Source organism: Enterococcus sp. AZ141 (assembly GCF_051714385.1).
Lineage (GTDB): Bacteria > Bacillota > Bacilli > Lactobacillales > Enterococcaceae > Enterococcus_D > Enterococcus_D entomosocium.
In genome coordinates this window covers 932882-953812 of the sequence record NZ_JBIORT010000001.1, presented here as the reverse complement: position 1 = coordinate 953812, position 20931 = coordinate 932882, and the positions used below count along the sequence as shown (strand labels likewise).

Here is a 20931-nt window from a genome sequence, read left to right as displayed (position 1 = left end):
ATAAGAATAAATGATGGATAAAGTGAAAGAATGGACAGAACAACTCAAAGACCGTTGGCAAATGCAAAGCTCTTTAAAGAAAATGATCGTTGTTCTTTCCGTTATCAGCGTTCTCGGAATCACAGCAGCTGTTTATTATTTAAATACGCGAATTGAATACGGTATCTTGTTTACGGATCTAAGCGATGTCGATGCGGGAACGATCAGCAAGGATTTGGATGAACAGCAGATCGCCTACAAATTAGCCGACAATGGGACGACTATTTTGATCGATAAGGACCAAGTCGATGAATACCGCATCAATCTTGCCGTGGACAATAAGTTACCAAATACCAGTACAGGCTTTGAATTATTTGATGATGCCAACATGATGACAACGGATGAAGACCGCAAAATCATGTATCAGCGGGCAGTAACGGGCGAACTACAGCGAGCAATCGAGTCGATCGATGCGGTCAAATCCGCCAAAGTTTTACTCGTGATGCCAGAAGAAAGTGTCTTTTCTTCGGAGGAAAGTGCGCCGACGGCCTCTATCGTGTTGTCCTTGAAAAATCAGCAAATCTCAGACGAGTCCGTGCAAGGGATCGTTACCTTGACTTCCGGCGCAGTGGAAAAGCTGAAGCCTGAAAATGTAAAAGTCGTTGATAGCGCGGGCAATACGTTGACTAGAACCGAAGATGAAGCCAGTCAATTAAGTGGCTTAAACAATAAATACATTGCCATCAAAGATTCCTATGAAAAAACGCTAGAAGAAAAAGTAGCGAAGTTGCTGACACCGATCTATGGTGCAGACAAATTCCAAGTGTCGATCAATTTAGACTTGAATTTTGATTCGATCGAGCGGAAGAAAGTCACTTATGATGACCCAGAGATCAAGAGTGAAACAGTGCAGGCTGCTGGTTCGCAAGGGACCGTCCAAGAAGCCCAAACAGGGACTGTGGATGACAATGTCTCCAATGTGACGGGCACGGACGGAGAGGGGAACAATTCCTACAGTCGCTCCGTTGAAAATGAATTGGATACCGAGACCACTACGACCATTACGGCTCCTGGCATGATCGAACGAATGACCAGCTCAATCGTGATCAATGCGAACCTTTCGCAAGCGGATCAAGCAGAATTGCAGCAGTTGATTGCTAGCGCCGTCGGCTATGACAATGATCGTGGCGATCAAATTGCGATCCAAGGGTTTGACTTTGCCCAAGCAGAGGTTGATCCAGCCGCTGATCCTCAAGGGAATGAACAGATTGCAGCTGCCAAAGGTTATGTCAAGTATGCCATCATCGGCGGTATCGTGTTGACCTTGTTATTGGTGATCTTAATGATCGTTGGCGTGATCCGACGCCGACGCAAAGAAGACGAGTTGGAAGTGGATGTGACGGATGAAATGGTCACTTTTGCACAACCATCCGCTGCTAGCATCGGAGCGAGTAACCCGGTTGCACAAGAAGTCGTTTTTGGCGGTGTCGGTAACCGGTCTGCTGAAACGAAACCAGCGGTGCCAGAAGCATCCACACAAGAAGCCACAGCAGAACATACAGGAGAACCAACATTGGATCAAACGGCTAGAAATTATGCCGAAAGCAATCCTGAAGTAGCGGCGGAATTGATCAAAGCTTGGATGAAAGAAAAATAAGGGGGCAGCCATGGATACAATAGACGGGGTAAAAAAAGCAGCGATTCTTCTGATTTCTCTAGGATCAGATACCTCTGCAAAGATCATGAAGCTGCTGCCAGAATCATTTATACAAAAAGTGAGCTATGAGATCGCCAACATCGACTTTGTCAGTCCCGAAGAGCGGGATCAAGTGTTGGAGGAATTTTCTCATACCGCAACGGCCCGCAAATATGTCTTAGACGGCGGGATCGATTATGCCAAAAATTTGCTGAACCAAGCATTAGGCCCTCAAAAAGCCAAAGAAGTCATTGACGTATTGACTCAGATTCAGCTGCGGGAACGGCCCTTTAATATCGCTCGCAAAGCCGATGTTCAACAGTTGACCAATCTGTTGATCGGCGAACATCCACAAACGGTAGCGTTGATTTTGTGCTACATGCAGCCGGACAAAGCGGCCAGCGTCTTGTCACAGTTTCCCGATCATTTGCAAGTGGAGATCGCTGAACGGATCGGGACGATCTCCAGTACGTCGCCTTTGGTGATCGAACGGATTGAAAAAGTGATCGAGAACAAATTCTCGAATTACATTGAGAACGATACGGAAAATGTCGGTGGTGTGCATACACTGGTAGAAATCTTGAACTCAGTCAGCCGCAGTACTGAAAAGAACATTTTGAACGACTTGGAAAAGCGGCAACCGGAACTATCCAACGAAGTGAAATCAAGCTTGTTTACTTTCGAGGATATCGTGACCCTCGATCGCTTGGATGTTCAAAAAGTCTTGCGAGATGTTCAAAACGATGTCTTAGTCTTAGCGCTTAAAGGCACGACCGACGACATCAAGAACTTTATTTTCTCCAACCTCTCATCACGGGCGGTGGAAAATCTGCAAGAAGAAATTCAATTTATGGGTCCTACCCGCTTGTCTGCTGTAGAAGAAGCCCAACAAAGTGTGGTGGCTGTGATTCGACGGCTAGATGAAACCGGTGAGATCTACATCGGAAGGGGCGACCAAGATGCAGTGGTCAAATAGCAGTTTATTGAAGCAGCAGGCGGTCAAAACGACTGAAGCTGCTCGCAGTATTTTGACGGATACGACCATCAAAGCGCCGATTGAGAAACCGAGCTTAGACCCAGAACTGCAAGCGGCTAGACGTGCACGCCAGTTGGAGCAGGAACGGCATCTGCAGCAAATGGAAGCCTTGAAACAGCAAATCTTGACCGATGCACAAGCGCAAGCGGCGCAAATTCTAGCAGAAGCGAGAACGGAAGGCTTTCAAGCAGGACAAGCAGACGGCTTTCAACAAGGCTATCAAGAAGGACTCAATGCCAGCAAAGAAGCCGCGCAAGCATTGATGACACAAGCCCAAGCCAATGTCGCTGAAGCCGTTTCTGAAATCAACACCTTTCGCTCAGAGAAAAAGCAAGAAATGATCGCTTACGGCACGGCAATCGCCGAAGCCTTGATCAATCAACGTTTTACAGACGAGCAAGCAGGCTTCCTGCCTTTTGTGGAGTCTGTGCTATGGCAATTTGAACAACCCGATCAATTTGTGACTATTCGCAGCCAAGAGCAGCATCTTGCAGGGTTGCGAGAATTGTTGGAAACCAAAAAACAGACGATCAGCGGGTTTCGCTATTTACTCATGGCAGATGACGGCTTGGCGGAACACGATTTTTGTATCGAATCTGAAAATGCCTTGGTGGTTTTTGAACTGAGGGAAGAAATCGCTCGCTTTTTGAGCCAATTTTTAGAAAGCAGTGTGAAGGAATGACGTTTGAATTACCGATCACAGCGCTGCGCAAAACAGCGCAAGCACAGCCGTTCTTTACCACTTACGGCAAAGTCAGCGAAGTCGTAGGTCTGCTGATCAAAGTCGAAGGGTTGGCGGTTTTCATAGGAGAAATCTGTGAAGTCGCACTGCAAAACAAGACACATACAGCTTTAGCCGAAGTCGTGGGCTTTGTGAAAAAAACCGTGCTCCTGATGCCCCTTGATCAGCTAGAAGGCATCGGACCGGGCTGTTTAGTGCGGCCAACTGGCAAATCGTTGACGGTAAAAATCGATGATACGCTGCTAGGGCACACCTTAGATGGACTAGGGCGACCGTTAGATATGGCGCTGGATCTGGAAACTGCGTCAGAATATCCAGTTAGTCAAGATTCTCCTGACCCCTTTCGTCGTCAAAAAATCGCTGAGATCATGCCGACAGGTGTCCGGGCGATCGATGGTCTTTTGACCGTCGGCCTTGGCCAACGGATCGGCATTTTTGCTGGCAGCGGGGTCGGTAAGAGTACCTTATTGGGGATGCTGGCTCGTTATTGCGAAGCAGATGTCATCGTGATCGGCTTGATCGGCGAGCGAGGACGAGAAGTCAAAGAATTTATTGAAAATGATCTAGGCCCAGAAGGCTACCGCAAGTCGGTCGTTGTCTGTGCTACCTCCGATATGCCACCCCTTGTACGACTAAAAGGGGCTCATGTGGCAACGGCGATCGCTGAGTATTACCGCGATCAAGGCAAGAAAGTCGTATTGATGATGGATTCGGTGACCCGTTTTGCGATGGCGCAGCGGGAGATCGGTTTATCAACAGGTGAACCACCGACGACCAAAGGCTATACCCCTTCTGTGTTTACAGCTTTACCGAAGTTGTTAGAGCGCAGTGGGATGTCTGACAAAGGCTCGATCACTGCCTTTTATACCGTCTTGGTAGAAGGTGATGACATGAATGAACCGATCGCTGATGCGGTGCGTGGAATTCTTGACGGTCATATTCTGTTGTCACGGAAAATCGCCGCTCAAAACCATTATCCTGCCATCGATATTCAAAACAGCCTCAGCCGTTTGATGAAGACCCTCGTTTCTGAGGAACAGCATGAACATGCGGGGGAACTAAAAGAAAACATGGCCGTTTATGCAGAGGCCAAGGATTTGATCGATATCGGTGCTTACAAAAGCGGCAGTAATGCGTTGACCGACCAAGCGCTCGCGTTGCATCACCCCATCCTAAGGTTTTTACAGCAAAAAGTGGATGAGCGGATCCCATTTGAACAAACGATTTTTGAATTGGCGCATTTGTTCAGTGAAGAAGCGCTGATCGAGCGCCAGCGTTCGACCATGTAAAACAGATGATAAAGGAGCAAACATGCAAGCATTTCACTTTTCCTTAGAAAAAGTATTGGATCACCGAAAAACCATTGAGCAAGAAGCCAAACGAGCGTACGCCCAAAAACAGCAATTGTTGATTCAGCAAGAACAGCACCTGAACACGCTGGCACAGGAAAAAGCCCAGCTTTTTGATGTCAATGAAATGACCATTGGGCGGATGCAAGTGCAGCAACGCTATTTGCTTGCTTTGAATGCCACCATCGATGAGGTTCAGAACAAAATGTTTCACGTGAAGCAAGAATTGGCAGAGTCTTTATCGGTAGTGGTAGAAGCGCAGCAGGAACGCAAGATCGTGGAAAAACTGCGAGAAAAACAATTTGCTGAATACACCTATGAACAGCAATTGGAAGAGCAAAAACAATTGGATGAGTTCGGCAATCGCGCCTTATTTTCTTAAAGAACTAATGTTTTAGTGATGAGATGACCTTGGTTTTAAAGCATCAGCTGAGAGGAGGTGAACAATGAAAGAGATCACAACAAGTGCCGCAACCGCTGTACCTGTCGGTAGCAAATCAAAAAAGATGGAGGCGTCACCAGAGGTCTTCAGTTTGATGATGCGACAGCTGACAGTTCAAGCAGGCAGCAACCTGCCAGCCCCTATCGAAACATCAGGGATGACGGAGCAAATCGCCGCCGCACCAGAAATGGGTACGGCCAGCAGTATGGAACATCTGCCGCAGGAGTCAGAAATCACTTCAGCAGCTGAACAATCTGCAACGACGCAAGCGCCAGGAATGAGCCAGATCAGCCAGACACCTTTTGCAGGCTTGGTTCAGGAAGCGGCACAGGCATCAATGGTAACGACGGAGCAGAACCAAACGAGCGCCACAGCAGCTTTAGCACCAATAGACGTAGCCACCACAGTCATCGACCCCTCCGAGTCTACGCTTGAAGGTCTGTATTTGATGACAAATGACAGAAGTGAAGCCGCAGCACCAACGCTTGAAACGCCTTTGCCAGAAAACTTAGTAGGCGAAGAGCAGTCCACGGCAAAAGGGATCGCGACTTTCAAGGAAATCGATTCAGTAACAAAATCCGCGATTGCGCAGACGACAGAAGCACAGCTGAAACAGTCCACCGAAGGGACCGCTCAATTGGGCCAAACGGGACCATTGGATCAAGTGTCGCCAGTGACCCACCAAGCGACGGATACGACTAGCACCTTGCAAAGCACGAAGGAAACAGTCGCCAAAAATACGGAAGCTGTTTCTGCACAAGCCATTGCTTTTTCGGCAGTAACCGACAATGAAATGGCGACACCAGCACTGCAACTGCTTGATGTTTCTCCCCTTTTGAGCAAGCAAGGACTAGCGCCGACAAAAGCGAGTATGGAGCAAGCGGCTCTGCCCTTAGCAAAAGCGACTGCCCAACTCGTCCAAACGAGCAGCACGTCAAGCGAGAAAAAAATCACGTTGCAATTCGTTCCCGAGAAATTAGGCACGATCCAGCTTTCTCTAGAAACGAATGCCCAAGGCAGCCGCTTAGAACTGACCGTTCAGCAGCCGCAAGCCAAAGAATTATTGCTGTCCATCAAGCATGAGCTAGAGCAAGTTTTGCAAAAGCAAGAGCAGCCGATCCTAGCGATCAAAGAACCTACATTAGCTTCTGTCCAGCAGGCTGGTCCGCTGTCAAATCAATCCTTTGCCGGCAGTATGATGGCAAGTGACAGTCAGTTAAACCAACAGCGTTTTTTACAGGCTCAAAAAGGACAAAGCAAAAAGCCATTTCATCAAAGCAATACGGTTGAAGAAGAGCAGCAATTAGCACCGATCGATCATGCGATCAGTATTTTAGTGTAAAGGAGGAGACCTATGGCAGATGAAATTACAGCAGCTGCGGCCGGTATTGCCAATACATCGGCATTAACGCAAACAAAAAAATCTTCAGATATCTCCATGGATGATTTTTTGAAGATCTTAGCAGCATCTATGAGCAACCCATCGATGGGAGGCAGCGATTCTTCTGGTGGTGGTAGCACCGACTATATCTCGCAACTGGTTCAATTTACGACCTTAGAGAGCTTGAATGAATTGAGCGAAACGTTGACGACCTCGGTGATTTTACAGCAACAGCAGCAAGCTTTTAGCTTGATCAATAAACAAGTCACTCTGATGGACGGCACAGAAACATTGTCAGGAACCATCGAAAAGGTCCGCTTTGCCAATGGCTACGCCACGATCGTCGTAAATGGCAAAGAATACAGTATGAGTGCGATCCAAGAGATTGGCGGCGAAGCAAAATGAGTTTGACGATTCAACAGGGGCTGCAAAAAGTTGCTGGGGAGCCTTATCAAAATCCCCGCAAAGCCGTGGACAAACAAGCCTTCTCTTCAATGCTTGAACAAAAACAAAACGACATCAAAGTCTCGCACCATGCGCAAAAGCGTTTGACCGCAAGGGAATTGACCTTACAAGACGATGATTACCAATCCCTTTCAACGGCGCTTAGCGAGCTAGCGGAAAAAGGCAGCAAAGAATCACTGCTTGTTTACAAAGATATGGGCTTGATCGCCGATGTCCATTCACGAACCATCATTACGGCGATGGGGATGAATGAGCTTCACACCGTCACCAATATTGACAGCGCCACATTTATCAAATAGCAGCTGGACTGAAAAGGGGCTGCAAGTATTTTCTGAATGACAGAGGAAAATACGTCAACCATAAGGAGGAAAATAAGCATGTTACGATCATTATATTCAGGTGTCAGTGGAATGAAAAATCTTCAAACGAAAATGGACGTGGTTTCAAATAATATCGCCAACGTCAATACGGTTGGGTTCAAATCAAGTCGAGTCCTTTTCCAAGACATGATGAGCCAAACGATGTCTAACGCAACTGCACCAGGCAACGGCTTAGGCGGGATCAATGCAACGCAGATCGGTTTAGGGGTTCAGACGGGCTCCATCGATACCATCAATACAGTCGGTGCCCCGCAATCGACTGGCCGCAGCATGGATTTTTATATCAGCGGACAAGGCTACTTTATGGTACAAGGACCAGGAGCAAATGGCGAAACCTATTACACACGAGATGGCGCATTTGTTCGCGACAGCAACGGAACCTTGACCAATAGTGATGGGATGCAAGTCTTAGGTCGTTCAGTCAATGGCGGTCAACCAGTTGTCTATGATGACAACTTTGATGAAAACACGGCATTGAGCGGACAAGGTGCGGTATCTCCCTTGTCGATCCCAAGCACACTGACCGTCAATGGGGAAACCTTGACCTATAACTCCATGGCAATCGATGCCAATGGCTTAGTGTTGGCAAAATACGGCAATCAAACCTTTGTGATGGGAAAAGTCGGTGTCGCAACCTTCAATAACCCAGAAGGCTTAGAAAAAGTCGGCGGCAACAACTATATCCAAACCAGCAACTCAGGAAATGCGATCGTTGCAGGCCCCGGCAATAATGGAGCGGGAACGCTGCAAGCAGGTGCCTTGGAAATGTCGAATGTCGATCTTTCGACAGAATTTACCGAAATGATCATTGCGAGCCGTGCCTATCAAGCAAATTCAAGAAGTATTACGACTTCTGATGAAATGCTGCAAGAATTATTGAATCTAAAACGTTAAGAACGTGACGCTTCATCATTGAGAGGAGTTTGACCATGATTCTAGTGACCGCATTGAATGGCAAGCCATTCTATTTAAATCCAACATTGATTTATCGGATCGAAGAAATGCCGGATACATTGATCACACTGACAGACGGCAAAACCTTAGTGGTGACGGAAGCTGCGCAAGAAGTTGCGCAGCGGGTGATCGAGTATCATACGGTGATCCATTCGAACCAAGTGAAAACGTAAGGGTGGGAAAGATGGCAAAAGAAGAAAAAGTACCAAAAGCAGAAAAAGAGAAAAAAGGCTTGAGCATGGTTGTTTTACTGCCGATCCTCTTGATCGTGGTAGTCGGCGGCAGTATCGGCGGAACCTTAGTGACGAATCACTTTTTGACGGGGGAAAAAACAGCAGCTGCTGAAACAGCAAAAGACAGCAGCAAAATCTCCTCAGACGAAGCGATCGTGGCATTGGATGAATTTTTAGTCAATCTGGCAAAAGAAGACAACCAAGAGCAGCAATACATGAAGGTCAATTTATCGATTTTAGTGGCGGATGAGGAAAAAAGTGCGGAAGCCACGAAAAATGTGGCTGTCATTCGTGACAGCGTCGTAAACTTATTGCGCCAACAAAAGGCCAGCGGTATTTTGAGCTCCGCCGAAAGTGTACCGAATTTAAAAAAAGCATTGAAAGAAACAATTAATCAGGAATACGGATCAGAAATCGCCAAGGATGTTTATGTGACGGATTTAGTGATCCAATAGAAAGAGGCATGTTGATGGAAACATTTTTATCGCTGGTCAAAATGATTGGGTTTTTGCTGCTTATTCTTTATTTGATCAACATTAGTTTGAAATATTTGAATCGTTACACGAACCAGCACAATCACCAGTTGCGTATTTTGCAAAAAATCGCCGTCAGCAAGTCGTCTTCGATCGGGATCGTCCAAATCATGGACAAATGTTACGTCATGAGCTTTTCTGAACAGCAAAATCAGATCATCAAAGAGTTGACGCAAGAAGAAACGGCCGCTTTTTTACAGCAAAGCCTAGAAAGCACCCAAGTGCAAGCTGGCAAAGATTTTTCTGAATGGCTAAACAAAGCCAAGGCGGAAATTGCTGGAAAACGAGGCAAGCAAAAATGAAGATCAAAGGCAGAGATATCAAGATCATGGCTGCGGTCCTTTTCAGCAGTCTGATGCTTCCGCAGACAGCGTTTGCGTTAGACACGGAAGACGTCAGTTCCACCATCAACAATTTATTGTCGAATGGGAATGGCTCAAGTGATACGATCAATACTTTCTTGTTGCTGACGCTGCTATCCCTTTTACCAGTCTTGCTGATCATGATGACTTCTTTTACTCGTATCATCATGGTTTTGTCCTTTGTGCGCAGTTCGTTAGGTACACAGCAAAACCCGCCCAATCAAGTGTTGATCGGGTTGGCCTTATTCTTGACATTTTTTATTATGAAACCTGTGTATACCGACGTCTATCAGCAAGCGATCGAACCGTTTGATCGACAAGAGATCAGCCAAGCCGAAGCCTTTGACCGCTCAGAAAAACGGATCAAGGCCTTTATGATGGTACAGACACGGGAAAAAGACATTGCCTTGTTTGCGGAAGCTGATGGGGAGACCGAAAAGTATCATTCTTCTGACGATGTTCCTCTGACCGTTATGGTACCGGCGTTTATTATCAGTGAGTTACGAACGGCTTTCAGTATCGGCTTTTTGATTTTTATCCCCTTTTTGATCATTGATCTGGTCGTCTCCAGTATCTTGATGTCGATGGGGATGATGATGCTGTCGCCGATCATGATCTCACTGCCCTTCAAGATCTTACTATTTGTTTTAGTGGATGGCTGGTATCTGATCGTGGAGTCGCTGATCAAGAGCTTTCAATAGCCGCTAAGAAAGGAGCCAAGAGGAAATGACAGTAGAAATGGTACTTGATGTGCTAAGGGAAGCCTTTCTTCGAATTTTAGCGATATCTGGCCCTGCCTTATTGGTCGGCATGCTCGTTGGATTGGTGATCAGTATTTTTCAAGCCACTACCCAAATCCAAGAACAAACGTTGAGCTTTGTGCCGAAACTATTAGCGATTTTTTTGACCTTGATCTTGGCGGGGAATTTTATGCTGAATCTCTTGTTGAATTTTACCGAAATGATCTTCAAAATGATTGCGGCAATGTAAGGAGGAAACCTGATGGCGCCGATTCAAGCGACGGTGTTGATTTTTTGTCGAATATTGGCGTTTGTTGTCCTTTGTCCGATCTTCTCACAGCAAAATTTTCCGTCACTGGCAAAAATCGTGATCGGCATGGCGTTGACGGTCCTATGTCTGCCGACGGCACCTGCAATTCCCGAGCTTTCCCTCTTTATGCTGACGGTTTTCGTCATCAAAGAAGTACTGTTTGGGATGGCGATGGGCTATTTGAGCCAGCTGGTCTTTACCGGTGTGGAAATTGCGGGCCAATTGATCGACTTTCAAGTAGGCTTTTCGATGGCGCAAGCCTATGATCCGACGTTGCAAATCGCCTCTTCCCAGTATGGCAAAACGTACTATTGGCTGACGATCGCTGTGTTTTTTGGTCTTGATCTGCATCATCGACTGATCACAGCACTGCTGTTGTCTTTTCGGATCGTGCCCTTAGGCTCTGTGGTGATCCAAGGCACGACGGTTGAAGGCATCGTCAAACTTTTCAGCCAAATGATGGTGATGGCAGTCAATCTTGCGGCACCAATGATCATTGCGCTGCTGTTGGTGGACCTCGTGCTAGGTGTGATCTCTCGTTCGATCCCCCAGATCAATATTTTGATGATGAGTCTCTCGATGAAAACTGCCATCAGTTTTGTGGTGTTTCTCTTGCTATTACCCAATGTCCTTTCGTACTTAGGCAAACACTTGCCAGATACGGTCCGCTACTTGCAGGAGTTTATCGAGTCCTTTCAATAAAGTAACAGGCAGCCAGCAGGAGGTGAGAAGATGGCAGAAAAAGATGGCAAAACCGAACTACCCAGTGCCAAGCGGCTGCGGGATGCCCGCAAACGCGGGGAGGTACCTAAGACCCAGGAATTAGCAGCTGCTGTTTCGCTGCTGGTCTTCTCATTTTTGATCCTGTCTTTATGGCAGTTTTTCGCCGCTTCTTTTTTGCCTTATTTTTCCCAAAGTTTGGCGCAGCTGGCTGATTATCAAACCAGTTTGGCGGATCTGCCAAAACTGGGGGTGCAGAGTATCTTGCTGCTGCTTTTGTTGTGTGCGCCCGTCTTTCTGGTTGCGCTCGGAGTCGGGCTTATCACGAATTATGCCCAAGTCGGTCTGTTGTTTTCCGGCAAGGCCATTAAACCAGATTTTAAAAAGCTGAACCCCATCAGCGGGATCATGCAGCAATTCAGTTTGCGCTCGTTGATGAATTTAGGCAAAACATTGGCGAAATTCGGCGTGATCGTCTACTTGTGCTATCAACAATTTTTAGCCGCCGTCCCTGTTTTACTGGGTTTGAGTGAAGTGGGGTTGGAAAAAACGATCCTGTTCATGCTGCTGCGGGCCAAAGAATTGTTTTTACAGATCTCGATTTTCTTGATCATTTTAGCCGTAGTCGACTACGGCTACCAGCGCTATAGCCATCGTAAGAACTTGATGATGAGCAAGCAGGAAGTCAAAGAAGAGTTCAAGCAAATGGAAGGTGATCCGCAAGTCAAAGCACAGCGCAAAGCGAAGTACCGTGCGATGACCCAAAATGCCATCGCCAACGTCAAAGAAGCGACGGTTTTGATCACCAATCCGACCCACTTCGCCATTGCGATTCGTTACGATGCCAGCAGTGAAGGGGTGCCTCGGGTCTTGGCCAAAGGGGCAGATCAGCTGGCGCAGCGGATGAAAGCAGAAGCCCTGAAAGAAAATATCCCACAGATCGAAAACCGTGAAGTGGCACGGGCCCTTTATCGTCAAGTAGAACCCGGGGATCTGATCCCTGTTGAAATGTATGAAGCCATTGCCGAAATCATCGCTTTGGTCTATCAGTTAGAAGAAAGCCAACGCGGCAAGATTTAAGGAAACAGGAGGAACAAAAATGAATGAGGCTGCCTCAAAACCGAAAAAAGGCATTGGTCTGGCGGATATCTTAATCTCGGTGATCGTCCTAGCTATTATTGGTTTGATTATTATTCCATTACCGAGTGCATTATTAGATATTTTGATCATTATCAATTTGACGATTGCGATCAACATTTTACTGATCACCCTGTTTACCAAATCAGTGTTGGAATTCACTACGTTTCCAACTTTGCTGCTGATCACAACGATGTTTCGTTTAGGTTTGAACCTATCTTCCACTCGTTTGATCTTGACCCAAGGAAATGGCGGACACGTGATCGATGCCTTTGCCAATGTCGTTGCCGGCAGCAATTATATCGTGGGGATCATTTTGTTCGTGATCATCATGGTCGTTCAGCTAGTCGTCGTGACCAATGGTGCAGGGCGTGTCTCAGAGGTGACTGCTCGATTCACATTGGATGCGATGCCCGGCAAGCAAATGGCGATCGATTCCGACCTAAATGCCGGTTTGATCACGGAAGCGGATGCCCGCAAACGACGAAAAGATCTGCAGCGAGAAGCTGATTTCTTTGGTTCGATGGATGGTGCCAGCAAGTTTGTCAAAGGGGATGCGATCGCAGGGATCTTGATCACTGTCATCAATTTAGTCGGCGGGGCGATCATTTTCTCCATGGGGGGACAAATGACCGTCATGGAAGCCTTCGCCCAATTCGGGAAACTGGCGATCGGGGATGGCTTGGTCAGCTCGATTCCCTCTTTATTGATTTCGATTGCTTCTGGGGTGATCGTGACTCGTTCTGATAACGATAGTTCCTTTGGTTTGGATATTGCGGCAGATGTGATGCGTAATCCCCAACTGTTTCGGATCGTGGGGGCGATTCTCTTCGTCTTAGCCTTAGTTCCTGGGTTTCCTTTTGTGCCTTTTGTGTTGATTGGCTTAGGCCTTTTCGCAGCCAGCTTTCTGGTGACGCAAAAAGAAGAAAAGCAGCGAGTGGAACAAAAACAATGGGAACAAAAATTGGCACTGGAACGCAAAAAAGAAGCACAGGAAGAAGACGATTCCGTGGCTTCCTTCCAAGTGGAACCAATCTCAGTGGAAATCGGTTATGGTCTGATCCCTATCGTGGATAGTTCGATCGACAACAGCTTGATGAACCGCATCGTGGCGATCCGTAAACAGAGTGCTAGAGAATTAGGGATCTTAGTCAGTCCCGTTCGTATTCGCGACAATCTCTATTTGGATGCCAACGATTACGTGATCAAGATCCGCGGCAACGAAGTCGGCCGCGGCGATATTTACCCGAATAAAGTCATGGTGATCAGTCCGAATGAAGAGCCGTTTCCTTTTCAAGGAATCGCAACAAAAGAACCAGCCTTTCATCTGGATGCTATGTGGATCGATGAATCCGATAAGGAGATGGCGGATCTGCAAGGGTTTACGATTATCGAGCCGTTGACCGTGATCGCAACACACTTAAAAGAAATCATCTATGCCCATGCACCAGAGCTGTTAGGTCGCCAAGAAGTCAAGAAATTATTGGAGGGCATCAAAGAGCAGTACAATGTCGTGATCGATGAATTGATCCCCGATATTTTACGGCTCGGCGAGGTCCAAAAAGTTTTACAAAATTTATTGGATGAGCAAATTCCCATCAATGACTTAGCAACGATCTTAGAAACTTTAGCCGATTACGGCGTTGTCACGAAAGACGTAGAAGTTTTGACAGAATATGTCCGCCAAGCATTGAAACGGACGATCGCTGCCAAGTATGCCAATGAGAACCACGAGCTGCAAGTGGCGGTGATCCAGCCGAAACTAGAAGAAATCATCGCTCAAAGTATCCAAAAAACCGCAACTGGCTCGTACCCGGTCTTAAAACCAGATACCGTGACCAAGCTGTTGGATTCCATCAGTGGGATCCAACATGCAGCGATCGCTCAAAATATCAATTTCGTGATTCTGGCATCGCCTAAGATCCGGTTAGCATTCAAAAAAATGATCGTTTTTAATTTCCCAGATATCGCCGTTCTTTCTCTGAATGAGATTCCCAATGAAATTGCGATCGAAACGGTGGGCAGTATTGACATTTAAGCAGAATTTTCTTAGGAAGGGGCATCGCCGATGTATGAAGTCGATCGAGAAGCGGAGATCATCAAGTATCTGCCGCTAGTGGAACGGGTGGTTCAGCGCCTGTCTATCAAAACCGCCGATTATGAATCAGGCGATCTCTACAATATTGGGGTGATTGGGCTGATGGATGCCTTGCGGAAATTCGATCCCTCAAAAAAAGTTCCTTTTGAAAGCTATGCAGCGATTCGCATCAAAGGGGCTATCATTGATGAAGTACGCAAGCACGCCAAAATCTCCCGTTACAAAATGGCGGCAGTCAATCAGTTTTATCAAGCGCGGCAAGAGTTGGAGCAAAGCCTCAAAAGAGAAGCGACCGACACCGAGATCTGCAAACAGTTGGGAATCAACCAAAGTCAACTAGCGGATATTTATGAGAGTCTGCACTACTTAGCCAGCGTCTCTTTGGAAGATACCTTGTTTGCTTACCAAGAAGAAGGCATGACGTTAAAAGATATGGTTCGAGATCCTGCCGAGAATGTCGAAGATACCTTGGTCGCCGAAGAAAAACGCACCGCTTTGGTTGCGTGCATCAAAAAATTAGGGGAACGGGAACAATTGATTTTAAGTTTGTACTATACCGAAGAACTGACGTTAAAAGAAATCGCTGAAATCTTAGAAGTCTCGATTCCGCGAGTTTCACAAATTCATGGCAAAACGATTGCCAAATTGCGCACATTGATTGAGGAGGAACTGGCATGATTCGAGGACTGGATGTCTTATCACGGAACATTTCATTATTACAAAAGCGACAAGAGACGACGAGCGGCAATATTGCCAATGTCAATACAACAGGGTATCAAGCAAAAACCTTATTCCAGTCGGCGCTAGATGAAGTGGCGCTGCATAATTACCAAAGCGGGCCCAATGCGGATACTCGTCGCGATATCGGTGGGTTGCCTTTAGGGACCCAATTGGCAGGCAGTACCATCAGTCAAGACCAAGGTGCTGTCAAACAGACGGGACAAGCCAGTGATTTTGCACTGCTTTCCGAAGGCTACTTTGTCGTTCAAAACAATGCGGGTCAGCGGTTGTATACGAGAAATGGCGACTTTACTGTCAATCAGCAGAATCAATACGTGACACAAGAAGGCTATCTTGTCTTGGGTGCCAATGGACAAGCAGTCAGCGCCTTAGGACCAGCGAACTTTCAGATCCAAACATTCCCCCCAGAAGCATTGACTACAGATGGTCAAAACTACGTGACTAGCAACGCAGCAGGAACCACGGTGAATGCACCAGTGATCCAACAAGGTGCCTTAGAACAAGCCAATGTAGCGGTTGCCGATGAAATGGTGGCGATGATCCAGACTTCTCGGGAATTTGAAGCCAATCAGAAAGTCTTGAGTTCAACGAATCAGACATTGCAAAAAGCGGTCAACGAATTAGGAAAGATTTGAGGATGAGTCAATGAATATCAGTGGATTATTAGGAATCAGCCGTTCTGGGATGAATCATTTGCAGACAAACTTAGACACGACAGCCAACAATATTGCCAACGTCAATACCAATGGCTACCAAGCACAAACGACGCACTTTCAAGCATTGATGGAAAATGCCATCGGTGCAGAAGAAACGCTGTTTAATGGCAACGCCGCCCAATATGGTGCGTCAATGGGGGCGAAGGCAACCACGACCACCAGTTTTGCCCAAGGCAATCTGGCGGGCACTGCTCAGCCATTAGATCTCGCGATCCAAGGCAATGGCTTTTTCGGGGTTCGGGACCAAACCGGTCAATTGCTGCTAAGTCGAGCAGGCAATTTTCATTTAAGTGAGAACAAGCAATTAGTCAATAGTGAAGGGTACCCTGTGGCAATGACCACAAACGTACCGACCGCGCAGTGGCCAGATGCGCAGCAAATCGCAATAGATGCCAGCGGTCAGTTGACGACGGAAGAAAATGGTCAGACTCGCGTGTTGGGACAGCTGACCCTTTATCAGCCGACGAATACAGAAAACATCACGCCAGTGGGCAACCAACTGTACAGTGCCGGTGATCAAGCGTTGCTTACTTCGCAAACCAATCCGGCAGCCTTTGGCAGCGTGTTGCAAGGACAGTTAGAACAGTCGACGGTGGATCTAGCGACTTCCATGACAGACTTGTTAACGACCCAGCGTGCGTATGGATTGAATACGAAAGCCATGCAGACAGCTGATGAGATGTGGTCCGTGATCAATCGTTTTACAGATTAGAGGAGAAAGAACATGATTCGCTTAACCAAGGTCAGTAAAAAATTCAGCAATGGTACGTTGGCATTGGCCGATATTTCTGTTGCGATCCCTCAAGGAGAATTTATCTATGTGGTGGGTCCCAGTGGTGCCGGCAAATCGACATTATTCAAATTGCTCTTGAAAGAAGAAGAGCTTTCGGCTGGTTCTATCCAAGTCGGCAATGTCTTGTTGGAACAACTCAAAGACCGTCATCTCTATATGATTCGACGACAAGTCGGTATCGTCGGACAAGAAGACCTTTTGCTTCCTTATCTGACGGTTGCCAAAAACGTTGACTATGCGCTGCAAGTACTAGGCACTCCCCGTAAGCTGCGTCAGGAAAAAACCGCCAAAGCACTGCAACTGGTGGGTATGTTTCCTCAAAAGGATCACTATCCTGAAGAGCTTTCCGTGGGACAGCGCAAAAAAGTAGCGATCGCGCGGGCGATCGTCACAGAGCCAGCAGTCTTGATCGCCGATGAGCCCACCGCCAATCTGGATGCGAAATCAGCCGTTGAAGTCATGAAACTACTCTTACGGATCAATCAAGTCGGTGCCACGATCCTCTTGGCGACCCACGACAGTACGATGGTCAATACGGTCCGTAATCGGGTGGTCGAGCTGCAAAACGGTCGCTTGGTTCGTGATGAATACCAAGGCGGCTATACGCGCTTTGCTGATCCAAAAGATACATATGTCTGGTGAAGATGCTTAACTTTTCTAGCAAAAGATCCGATTAAAGAACTAGAAGATTGTTTTCATAATCGGATAAAGAAGGAGTGACCCAACGATTATCAAGTGAAGAGCGAATCTTGATAAACAGCACGACTGATCATTTTGCATAGGAAAGGATACTGTTATGAAGAAGAAGGTACAAGCTATCATCAAAAAAATCCGCTTGGCGGCGTTGATTCCGCTAGGTTTTACCCTGATCGTATTATTAGGATGCTATTTCTTCGTGATCCGCACCCACGGAGACGGACAAGCAGCAAAAAGTTTCTTTATTTTTTCAGTGATCGTATTGCTGCTAGAAATCGCAGTGTTAGTAGGAATGACCTATTTGGTAAAAAAAGAGACCCACTCGGGCATGGATACGTTGTTGACAGAACTAGAAGCAGTTGGTTCTGGTGATCTGTCGCATATCGATGAGATCGGCAGCAGCGACCAAACTTCCCTTTTTGGGCAAGTTCAAAATCGTTTTCAAGGGGTTTTAAACACCTTCAAAGCGGTGATCGTTGGCATGCACGAAGAAAGCAGCCGAATGGAAAAAATGGTAGGCGGCCTAACGACAACCTCAAAAAATGCCAAAAATTCAATTGAAAATGTGCGTCAGACGATGAATGCCATCGCAGATGCCACTAGTTCACAAGCCTCCGAAGCGGAACAAACCTCCTTTGATATGGACGAGCTAGCCTTAAGTATCGAAGAGATCCACAAAGAGATCGAATTGATGAACGGCTATGTCGGTCAATCCCAAAGCAGCAATGTCCACAATTCAGAAATGATGTTCCATGTATTTGAAAGCTGGGAGATCGAACGGCAAAACCAAGCGGAATTAGTGGAAAGCATGAACGACATGAACGAAGATGTCCAAAGCATCGGTAAGATCGTTCAGCTGATCAATGACATTTCTGATCAGACCAACTTACTGGCATTGAATGCATCCATCGAAGCAGCTCGAGCTGGAGAAGCGGGCCGAGGTTTTGCCATCGTTGCGGAGGAAGTCCGCAGCTTGGCGGAACAAAGCAGTCAATCAACGAAAAGCATTCGTTCGATCATTGAAACAATCCGCAAAAAATCGGAAAAAGTGGTCTCTGCAGTGACGGATTCCTTTGAAAGCGGCGAAAAACAAACCAACAATATCAACAAAGCGATCGAGTCAGCCAATGAGATCTCTGATATTGTCGAAAAATTGGTTTCAAGTATTCAAGCCGTGGAAGCCCATATTACCGGGATCGTTGAGAAAAAAGACATGGTTCAAGTTTCCGTCAGCAACATTTCGGCTGCTGTTTCGGAAACCTCTGCCGGCACCCAAGAAGTAACGGCAAACTTAGAGGACTTCTACTTAGTCATCGAAGACTTTGAGCGGAATGTGCAAGAGATCGAAACGATCGCCACTATCCTTAAATTCCAAGTGGATAGTTTCAAATTCTAAAAAGGAGCAGTGACGCCAATGGAACAATACGTTGTATTTAAAAGTCATCAACAACTCTTTGCCTTGCGTATCGACTATGTGGTACGGGTCATTGAGGCTGCTCCTTTTACACAGCTGCCAGAAGTGGCAGATTTCGTGCTGGGGATCCAGCCTTTTGAAGAGGCGATGGTGCCGATCATTGACATCCGCAAAAAGCTGTTTGATGAATTTACACCGGAAACTGGGCAAAATGTGGTCTTGTTGTGTCACTGGCAAGAGCAGGCGATCGGCCTATACGTGGAAGAGATCGTCGGCATTTTACCGCTAATTGAAAGTCCTAGCAATGCGGAACTAAATACATCAGGACTCAAGCAAAACTATATCGAAGCCTTTCTGAAAAAAGACGATGAACTTGTGCTGGCATTGGAGCTGCCGTTTCTCTTTAGCTATGAACAAGCCGCTGAGATGACGGCTGAGTTAGACGCCTATCAGACAGAGGAATTGGCAGCCGCCAATGACGATGACAATGATGACCGTGAATGAGGAACTGCATGTGGGGATCTCGGAGTATAAGATCGCCCAAGCGCCAACGCGTTTGATCACGGTGGGTTTAGGTTCTTGCATCGGCACGATCATTTACGATGAAGCCAGTCATATCGGCGGCTTGAGTCATATTATGCTGCCAGATAGTCAGCCTTTTTTGCACAAGCGGGAAATCAAGCCCGAGAAGTTTGCGGATTTGGCATTGCCAGCGATGGTGGCTGAGCTGGAACAAAAGATCCGTCGGCCTCGCTTTCAAGCGAAAATCGTTGGGGGCGCCAATATGTTTCAGTTCCAGACGCTTAACGCTGCCAGCAACATTGGTCAGCGCAATATTGAAGCCGTCGAGGAAGTCTTGGCTCGGCTAAACATTCCGATCGTAGCCAAACATGTTGGCGGCAGCGCTGGTCGAACGATGATCGTAGATCTTCAGGATTTCAAGACCATGGTTCGGCAAGTCAAACAAGAAATCGTTTATTTGTAAAAGGAGTACAGGGATATGAAAAAAGTAATGATCGTCGATGATTCGGCATTCATGCGGAAAGTAGTGACAGATTTATTGAATCAGCTGCCTGATATCGAAGTGACCGTCGCTGCCCGCAATGGCAAACAAGCATTGGACTATCTGACCAAAGAAGCGATCGATTTGGTAGTAATGGATGTGGAGATGCCTGTGATGAATGGATTAGAGACCTTGCGGAGGATGAAGCAGCAATCAGCCATTCCCGTCATCATGCTTAGTTCATTAACCAATCAAGAAACCACGATTGAGGCATTGGCGCTAGGCGCCCGAGATTTTGTCGAAAAACCGGTCAGTCTATCGATGATCGAAAAAGAATGGATCGCTGAATTTCATCAAAAAATTTTGGCGATGGATCATGAAGCCGGCACGGTTCAAACCCTGATGCCAACGATTGCCCAGCCCACTAAGCTGACGCAAAACAGCTTGCCGGTATCACTTGATGCGCTAGTCATTGGTGCTTCAACAGGCGGACCGCGTGCCTTGCTGGGGATAATCCGCCGTTTGCCTGCGCGTTTGCGTTGTCCCATTTTGATTGTTCAGCATATGCCTGCGGGATTTACGGCTTCCTTTGCAAAGCGCTTAGACACAGAGACAACCGTCCGAGTACAAGAAGCAGTCGATGGCATGCGGATCGAAAATCAAGTGTATCTTTGCCCAGGGGATTACCACATGACGGTCAAACAAGGGCACTTGCAAATGGACCAGCGAGAAAAACGACATGGGACGCGGCCAACCGTCGATTATCTTTTTTCCTCAGCAGCTGACTACTATGGCCCGCAACTAGCGGCAATCGTTTTGACGGGGATGGGAAAAGACGGCACCGCTGGCTTACGACAGATTCAAGCGGCTGGGGGCTATACGATCGTTCAAGACAAAGAAACGTGTACAGTCTTTGGGATGCCGCGGTATGCCATTGAACAAGGAGTCGTGGATGAAGTCCTGCCGTTGCAGGGCATTGAAGCAAAAATTGCACAGATGGTCAGGTGAAGA

At 46.9% G+C, this 20931-nt stretch carries 25 protein-coding genes; all 25 read left to right on the top strand.

The features are described from left to right. Positions 1-13: 13 nt before the first annotated feature. The 25 genes from fliF (at position 14) to cheB (ending at position 20928) form a co-directional block, all read left to right on the top strand. Positions 14-1636, top strand: coding sequence for a flagellar basal-body MS-ring/collar protein FliF (gene fliF, locus IGI89_RS04455; protein ID WP_438735844.1), 1623 nt, complete (start codon positions 14-16; stop codon positions 1634-1636). Between the two features lie 10 nt (positions 1637-1646). Continuing rightward, a complete protein-coding gene (fliG, locus tag IGI89_RS04450; RefSeq protein WP_005226586.1) occupies positions 1647-2651 on the top strand; it encodes a flagellar motor switch protein FliG in 1005 nt (334 codons plus the stop codon). Further along, positions 2635-3393: a hypothetical protein gene (locus tag IGI89_RS04445; RefSeq protein WP_005232791.1), complete on the top strand. Its 759-nt coding sequence runs from the start codon at positions 2635-2637 to the stop codon at positions 3391-3393. The genes fliG and IGI89_RS04445 overlap by 17 nt, the downstream gene beginning before the upstream one ends. Beyond that, positions 3390-4742 carry a flagellar protein export ATPase FliI gene (fliI, locus tag IGI89_RS04440; RefSeq protein ID WP_438735366.1) on the top strand — a complete coding sequence of 451 codons (1353 nt, stop codon included), beginning with the start codon at positions 3390-3392 and terminating at the stop codon, positions 4740-4742. Before IGI89_RS04445 ends, fliI begins: the two co-directional genes overlap by 4 nt. 22 nt (positions 4743-4764) lie before the next feature. After that, on the top strand, positions 4765-5184 hold the full coding sequence (fliJ, locus tag IGI89_RS04435; protein WP_005232789.1) for a flagellar export protein FliJ: 420 nt from the start codon (positions 4765-4767) through the stop codon (positions 5182-5184). A gap of 64 nt (positions 5185-5248) precedes the next feature. Then, complete coding sequence (locus IGI89_RS04430; RefSeq protein ID WP_438735365.1) at positions 5249-6586, top strand: flagellar hook-length control protein FliK; 1338 nt, start codon at positions 5249-5251, stop codon at positions 6584-6586. Between the two features lie 12 nt (positions 6587-6598). Beyond that, positions 6599-7030, top strand: a complete 432-nt coding sequence (locus tag IGI89_RS04425) for a flagellar hook capping FlgD N-terminal domain-containing protein (protein ID WP_003129052.1) — start codon at positions 6599-6601, stop codon at positions 7028-7030. Beyond that, a complete protein-coding gene (locus tag IGI89_RS04420; protein ID WP_005232787.1) occupies positions 7027-7389 on the top strand; it encodes a hypothetical protein in 363 nt (120 codons plus the stop codon). Before IGI89_RS04425 ends, IGI89_RS04420 begins: the two co-directional genes overlap by 4 nt. A 78-nt stretch (positions 7390-7467) precedes the next feature. Beyond that, on the top strand, positions 7468-8364 hold the full coding sequence (locus tag IGI89_RS04415) for a flagellar hook-basal body complex protein (RefSeq protein ID WP_005232786.1): 897 nt from the start codon (positions 7468-7470) through the stop codon (positions 8362-8364). 35 nt (positions 8365-8399) lie between these two features. Further along, a complete protein-coding gene (locus IGI89_RS04410; RefSeq protein ID WP_005226609.1) occupies positions 8400-8597 on the top strand; it encodes a flagellar FlbD family protein in 198 nt (65 codons plus the stop codon). 11 nt (positions 8598-8608) lie between these two features. After that, positions 8609-9112 (top strand): flagellar basal body-associated FliL family protein, encoded by a 504-nt coding sequence (locus IGI89_RS04405; RefSeq protein ID WP_005232785.1) that lies wholly within the window; start codon positions 8609-8611, stop codon positions 9110-9112. Positions 9113-9126: 14 nt separating this feature from the next. Next, positions 9127-9492, top strand: a complete 366-nt coding sequence (locus tag IGI89_RS04400) for a flagellar biosynthetic protein FliO (RefSeq protein WP_008376622.1) — start codon at positions 9127-9129, stop codon at positions 9490-9492. Next, complete coding sequence (gene fliP / locus IGI89_RS04395; RefSeq protein ID WP_005232783.1) at positions 9489-10253, top strand: flagellar type III secretion system pore protein FliP; 765 nt, start codon at positions 9489-9491, stop codon at positions 10251-10253. Before IGI89_RS04400 ends, fliP begins: the two co-directional genes overlap by 4 nt. 25 nt (positions 10254-10278) lie before the next feature. Next, a complete protein-coding gene (gene fliQ / locus IGI89_RS04390; protein ID WP_005232782.1) occupies positions 10279-10542 on the top strand; it encodes a flagellar biosynthesis protein FliQ in 264 nt (87 codons plus the stop codon). 12 nt (positions 10543-10554) lie between these two features. Then, positions 10555-11304 carry a flagellar biosynthetic protein FliR gene (fliR, locus tag IGI89_RS04385; RefSeq protein WP_005232781.1) on the top strand — a complete coding sequence of 250 codons (750 nt, stop codon included), beginning with the start codon at positions 10555-10557 and terminating at the stop codon, positions 11302-11304. Between the two features lie 30 nt (positions 11305-11334). Further along, the gene (locus IGI89_RS04380) at positions 11335-12402 is read left to right on the top strand and encodes an EscU/YscU/HrcU family type III secretion system export apparatus switch protein (protein WP_438735364.1); all 1068 of its coding nucleotides are present in this window, start codon (positions 11335-11337) and stop codon (positions 12400-12402) included. Between the two features lie 19 nt (positions 12403-12421). Next, positions 12422-14497 (top strand): flagellar biosynthesis protein FlhA, encoded by a 2076-nt coding sequence (flhA, locus tag IGI89_RS04375; RefSeq protein WP_005232779.1) that lies wholly within the window; start codon positions 12422-12424, stop codon positions 14495-14497. A gap of 30 nt (positions 14498-14527) precedes the next feature. Further along, entirely contained in the window at positions 14528-15235 is a 708-nt protein-coding gene (locus IGI89_RS04370) for a sigma-70 family RNA polymerase sigma factor (RefSeq protein ID WP_015508736.1), read from the top strand. Continuing rightward, the gene (locus IGI89_RS04365) at positions 15232-15933 is read left to right on the top strand and encodes a flagellar hook-basal body protein (RefSeq protein WP_438735363.1); all 702 of its coding nucleotides are present in this window, start codon (positions 15232-15234) and stop codon (positions 15931-15933) included. Before IGI89_RS04370 ends, IGI89_RS04365 begins: the two co-directional genes overlap by 4 nt. Before the next feature lie 10 nt (positions 15934-15943). Next, a complete protein-coding gene (locus IGI89_RS04360) occupies positions 15944-16726 on the top strand; it encodes a flagellar hook-basal body protein (RefSeq protein ID WP_438735362.1) in 783 nt (260 codons plus the stop codon). A gap of 12 nt (positions 16727-16738) precedes the next feature. Beyond that, on the top strand, positions 16739-17449 hold the full coding sequence (locus IGI89_RS04355; RefSeq protein WP_005232774.1) for a cell division ATP-binding protein FtsE: 711 nt from the start codon (positions 16739-16741) through the stop codon (positions 17447-17449). A 154-nt stretch (positions 17450-17603) separates the two neighbouring features. After that, complete coding sequence (locus IGI89_RS04350) at positions 17604-18899, top strand: methyl-accepting chemotaxis protein (protein WP_005226627.1); 1296 nt, start codon at positions 17604-17606, stop codon at positions 18897-18899. Positions 18900-18917: 18 nt separating this feature from the next. Then, the gene (locus tag IGI89_RS04345) at positions 18918-19421 is read left to right on the top strand and encodes a chemotaxis protein CheW (RefSeq protein ID WP_061053559.1); all 504 of its coding nucleotides are present in this window, start codon (positions 18918-18920) and stop codon (positions 19419-19421) included. Continuing rightward, positions 19393-19902, top strand: a complete 510-nt coding sequence (locus tag IGI89_RS04340; protein ID WP_005226629.1) for a chemotaxis protein CheD — start codon at positions 19393-19395, stop codon at positions 19900-19902. Before IGI89_RS04345 ends, IGI89_RS04340 begins: the two co-directional genes overlap by 29 nt. Before the next feature lie 15 nt (positions 19903-19917). Further along, a complete protein-coding gene (gene cheB / locus IGI89_RS04335; protein WP_438735361.1) occupies positions 19918-20928 on the top strand; it encodes a chemotaxis-specific protein-glutamate methyltransferase CheB in 1011 nt (336 codons plus the stop codon). Positions 20929-20931 lie beyond the last annotated feature (3 nt).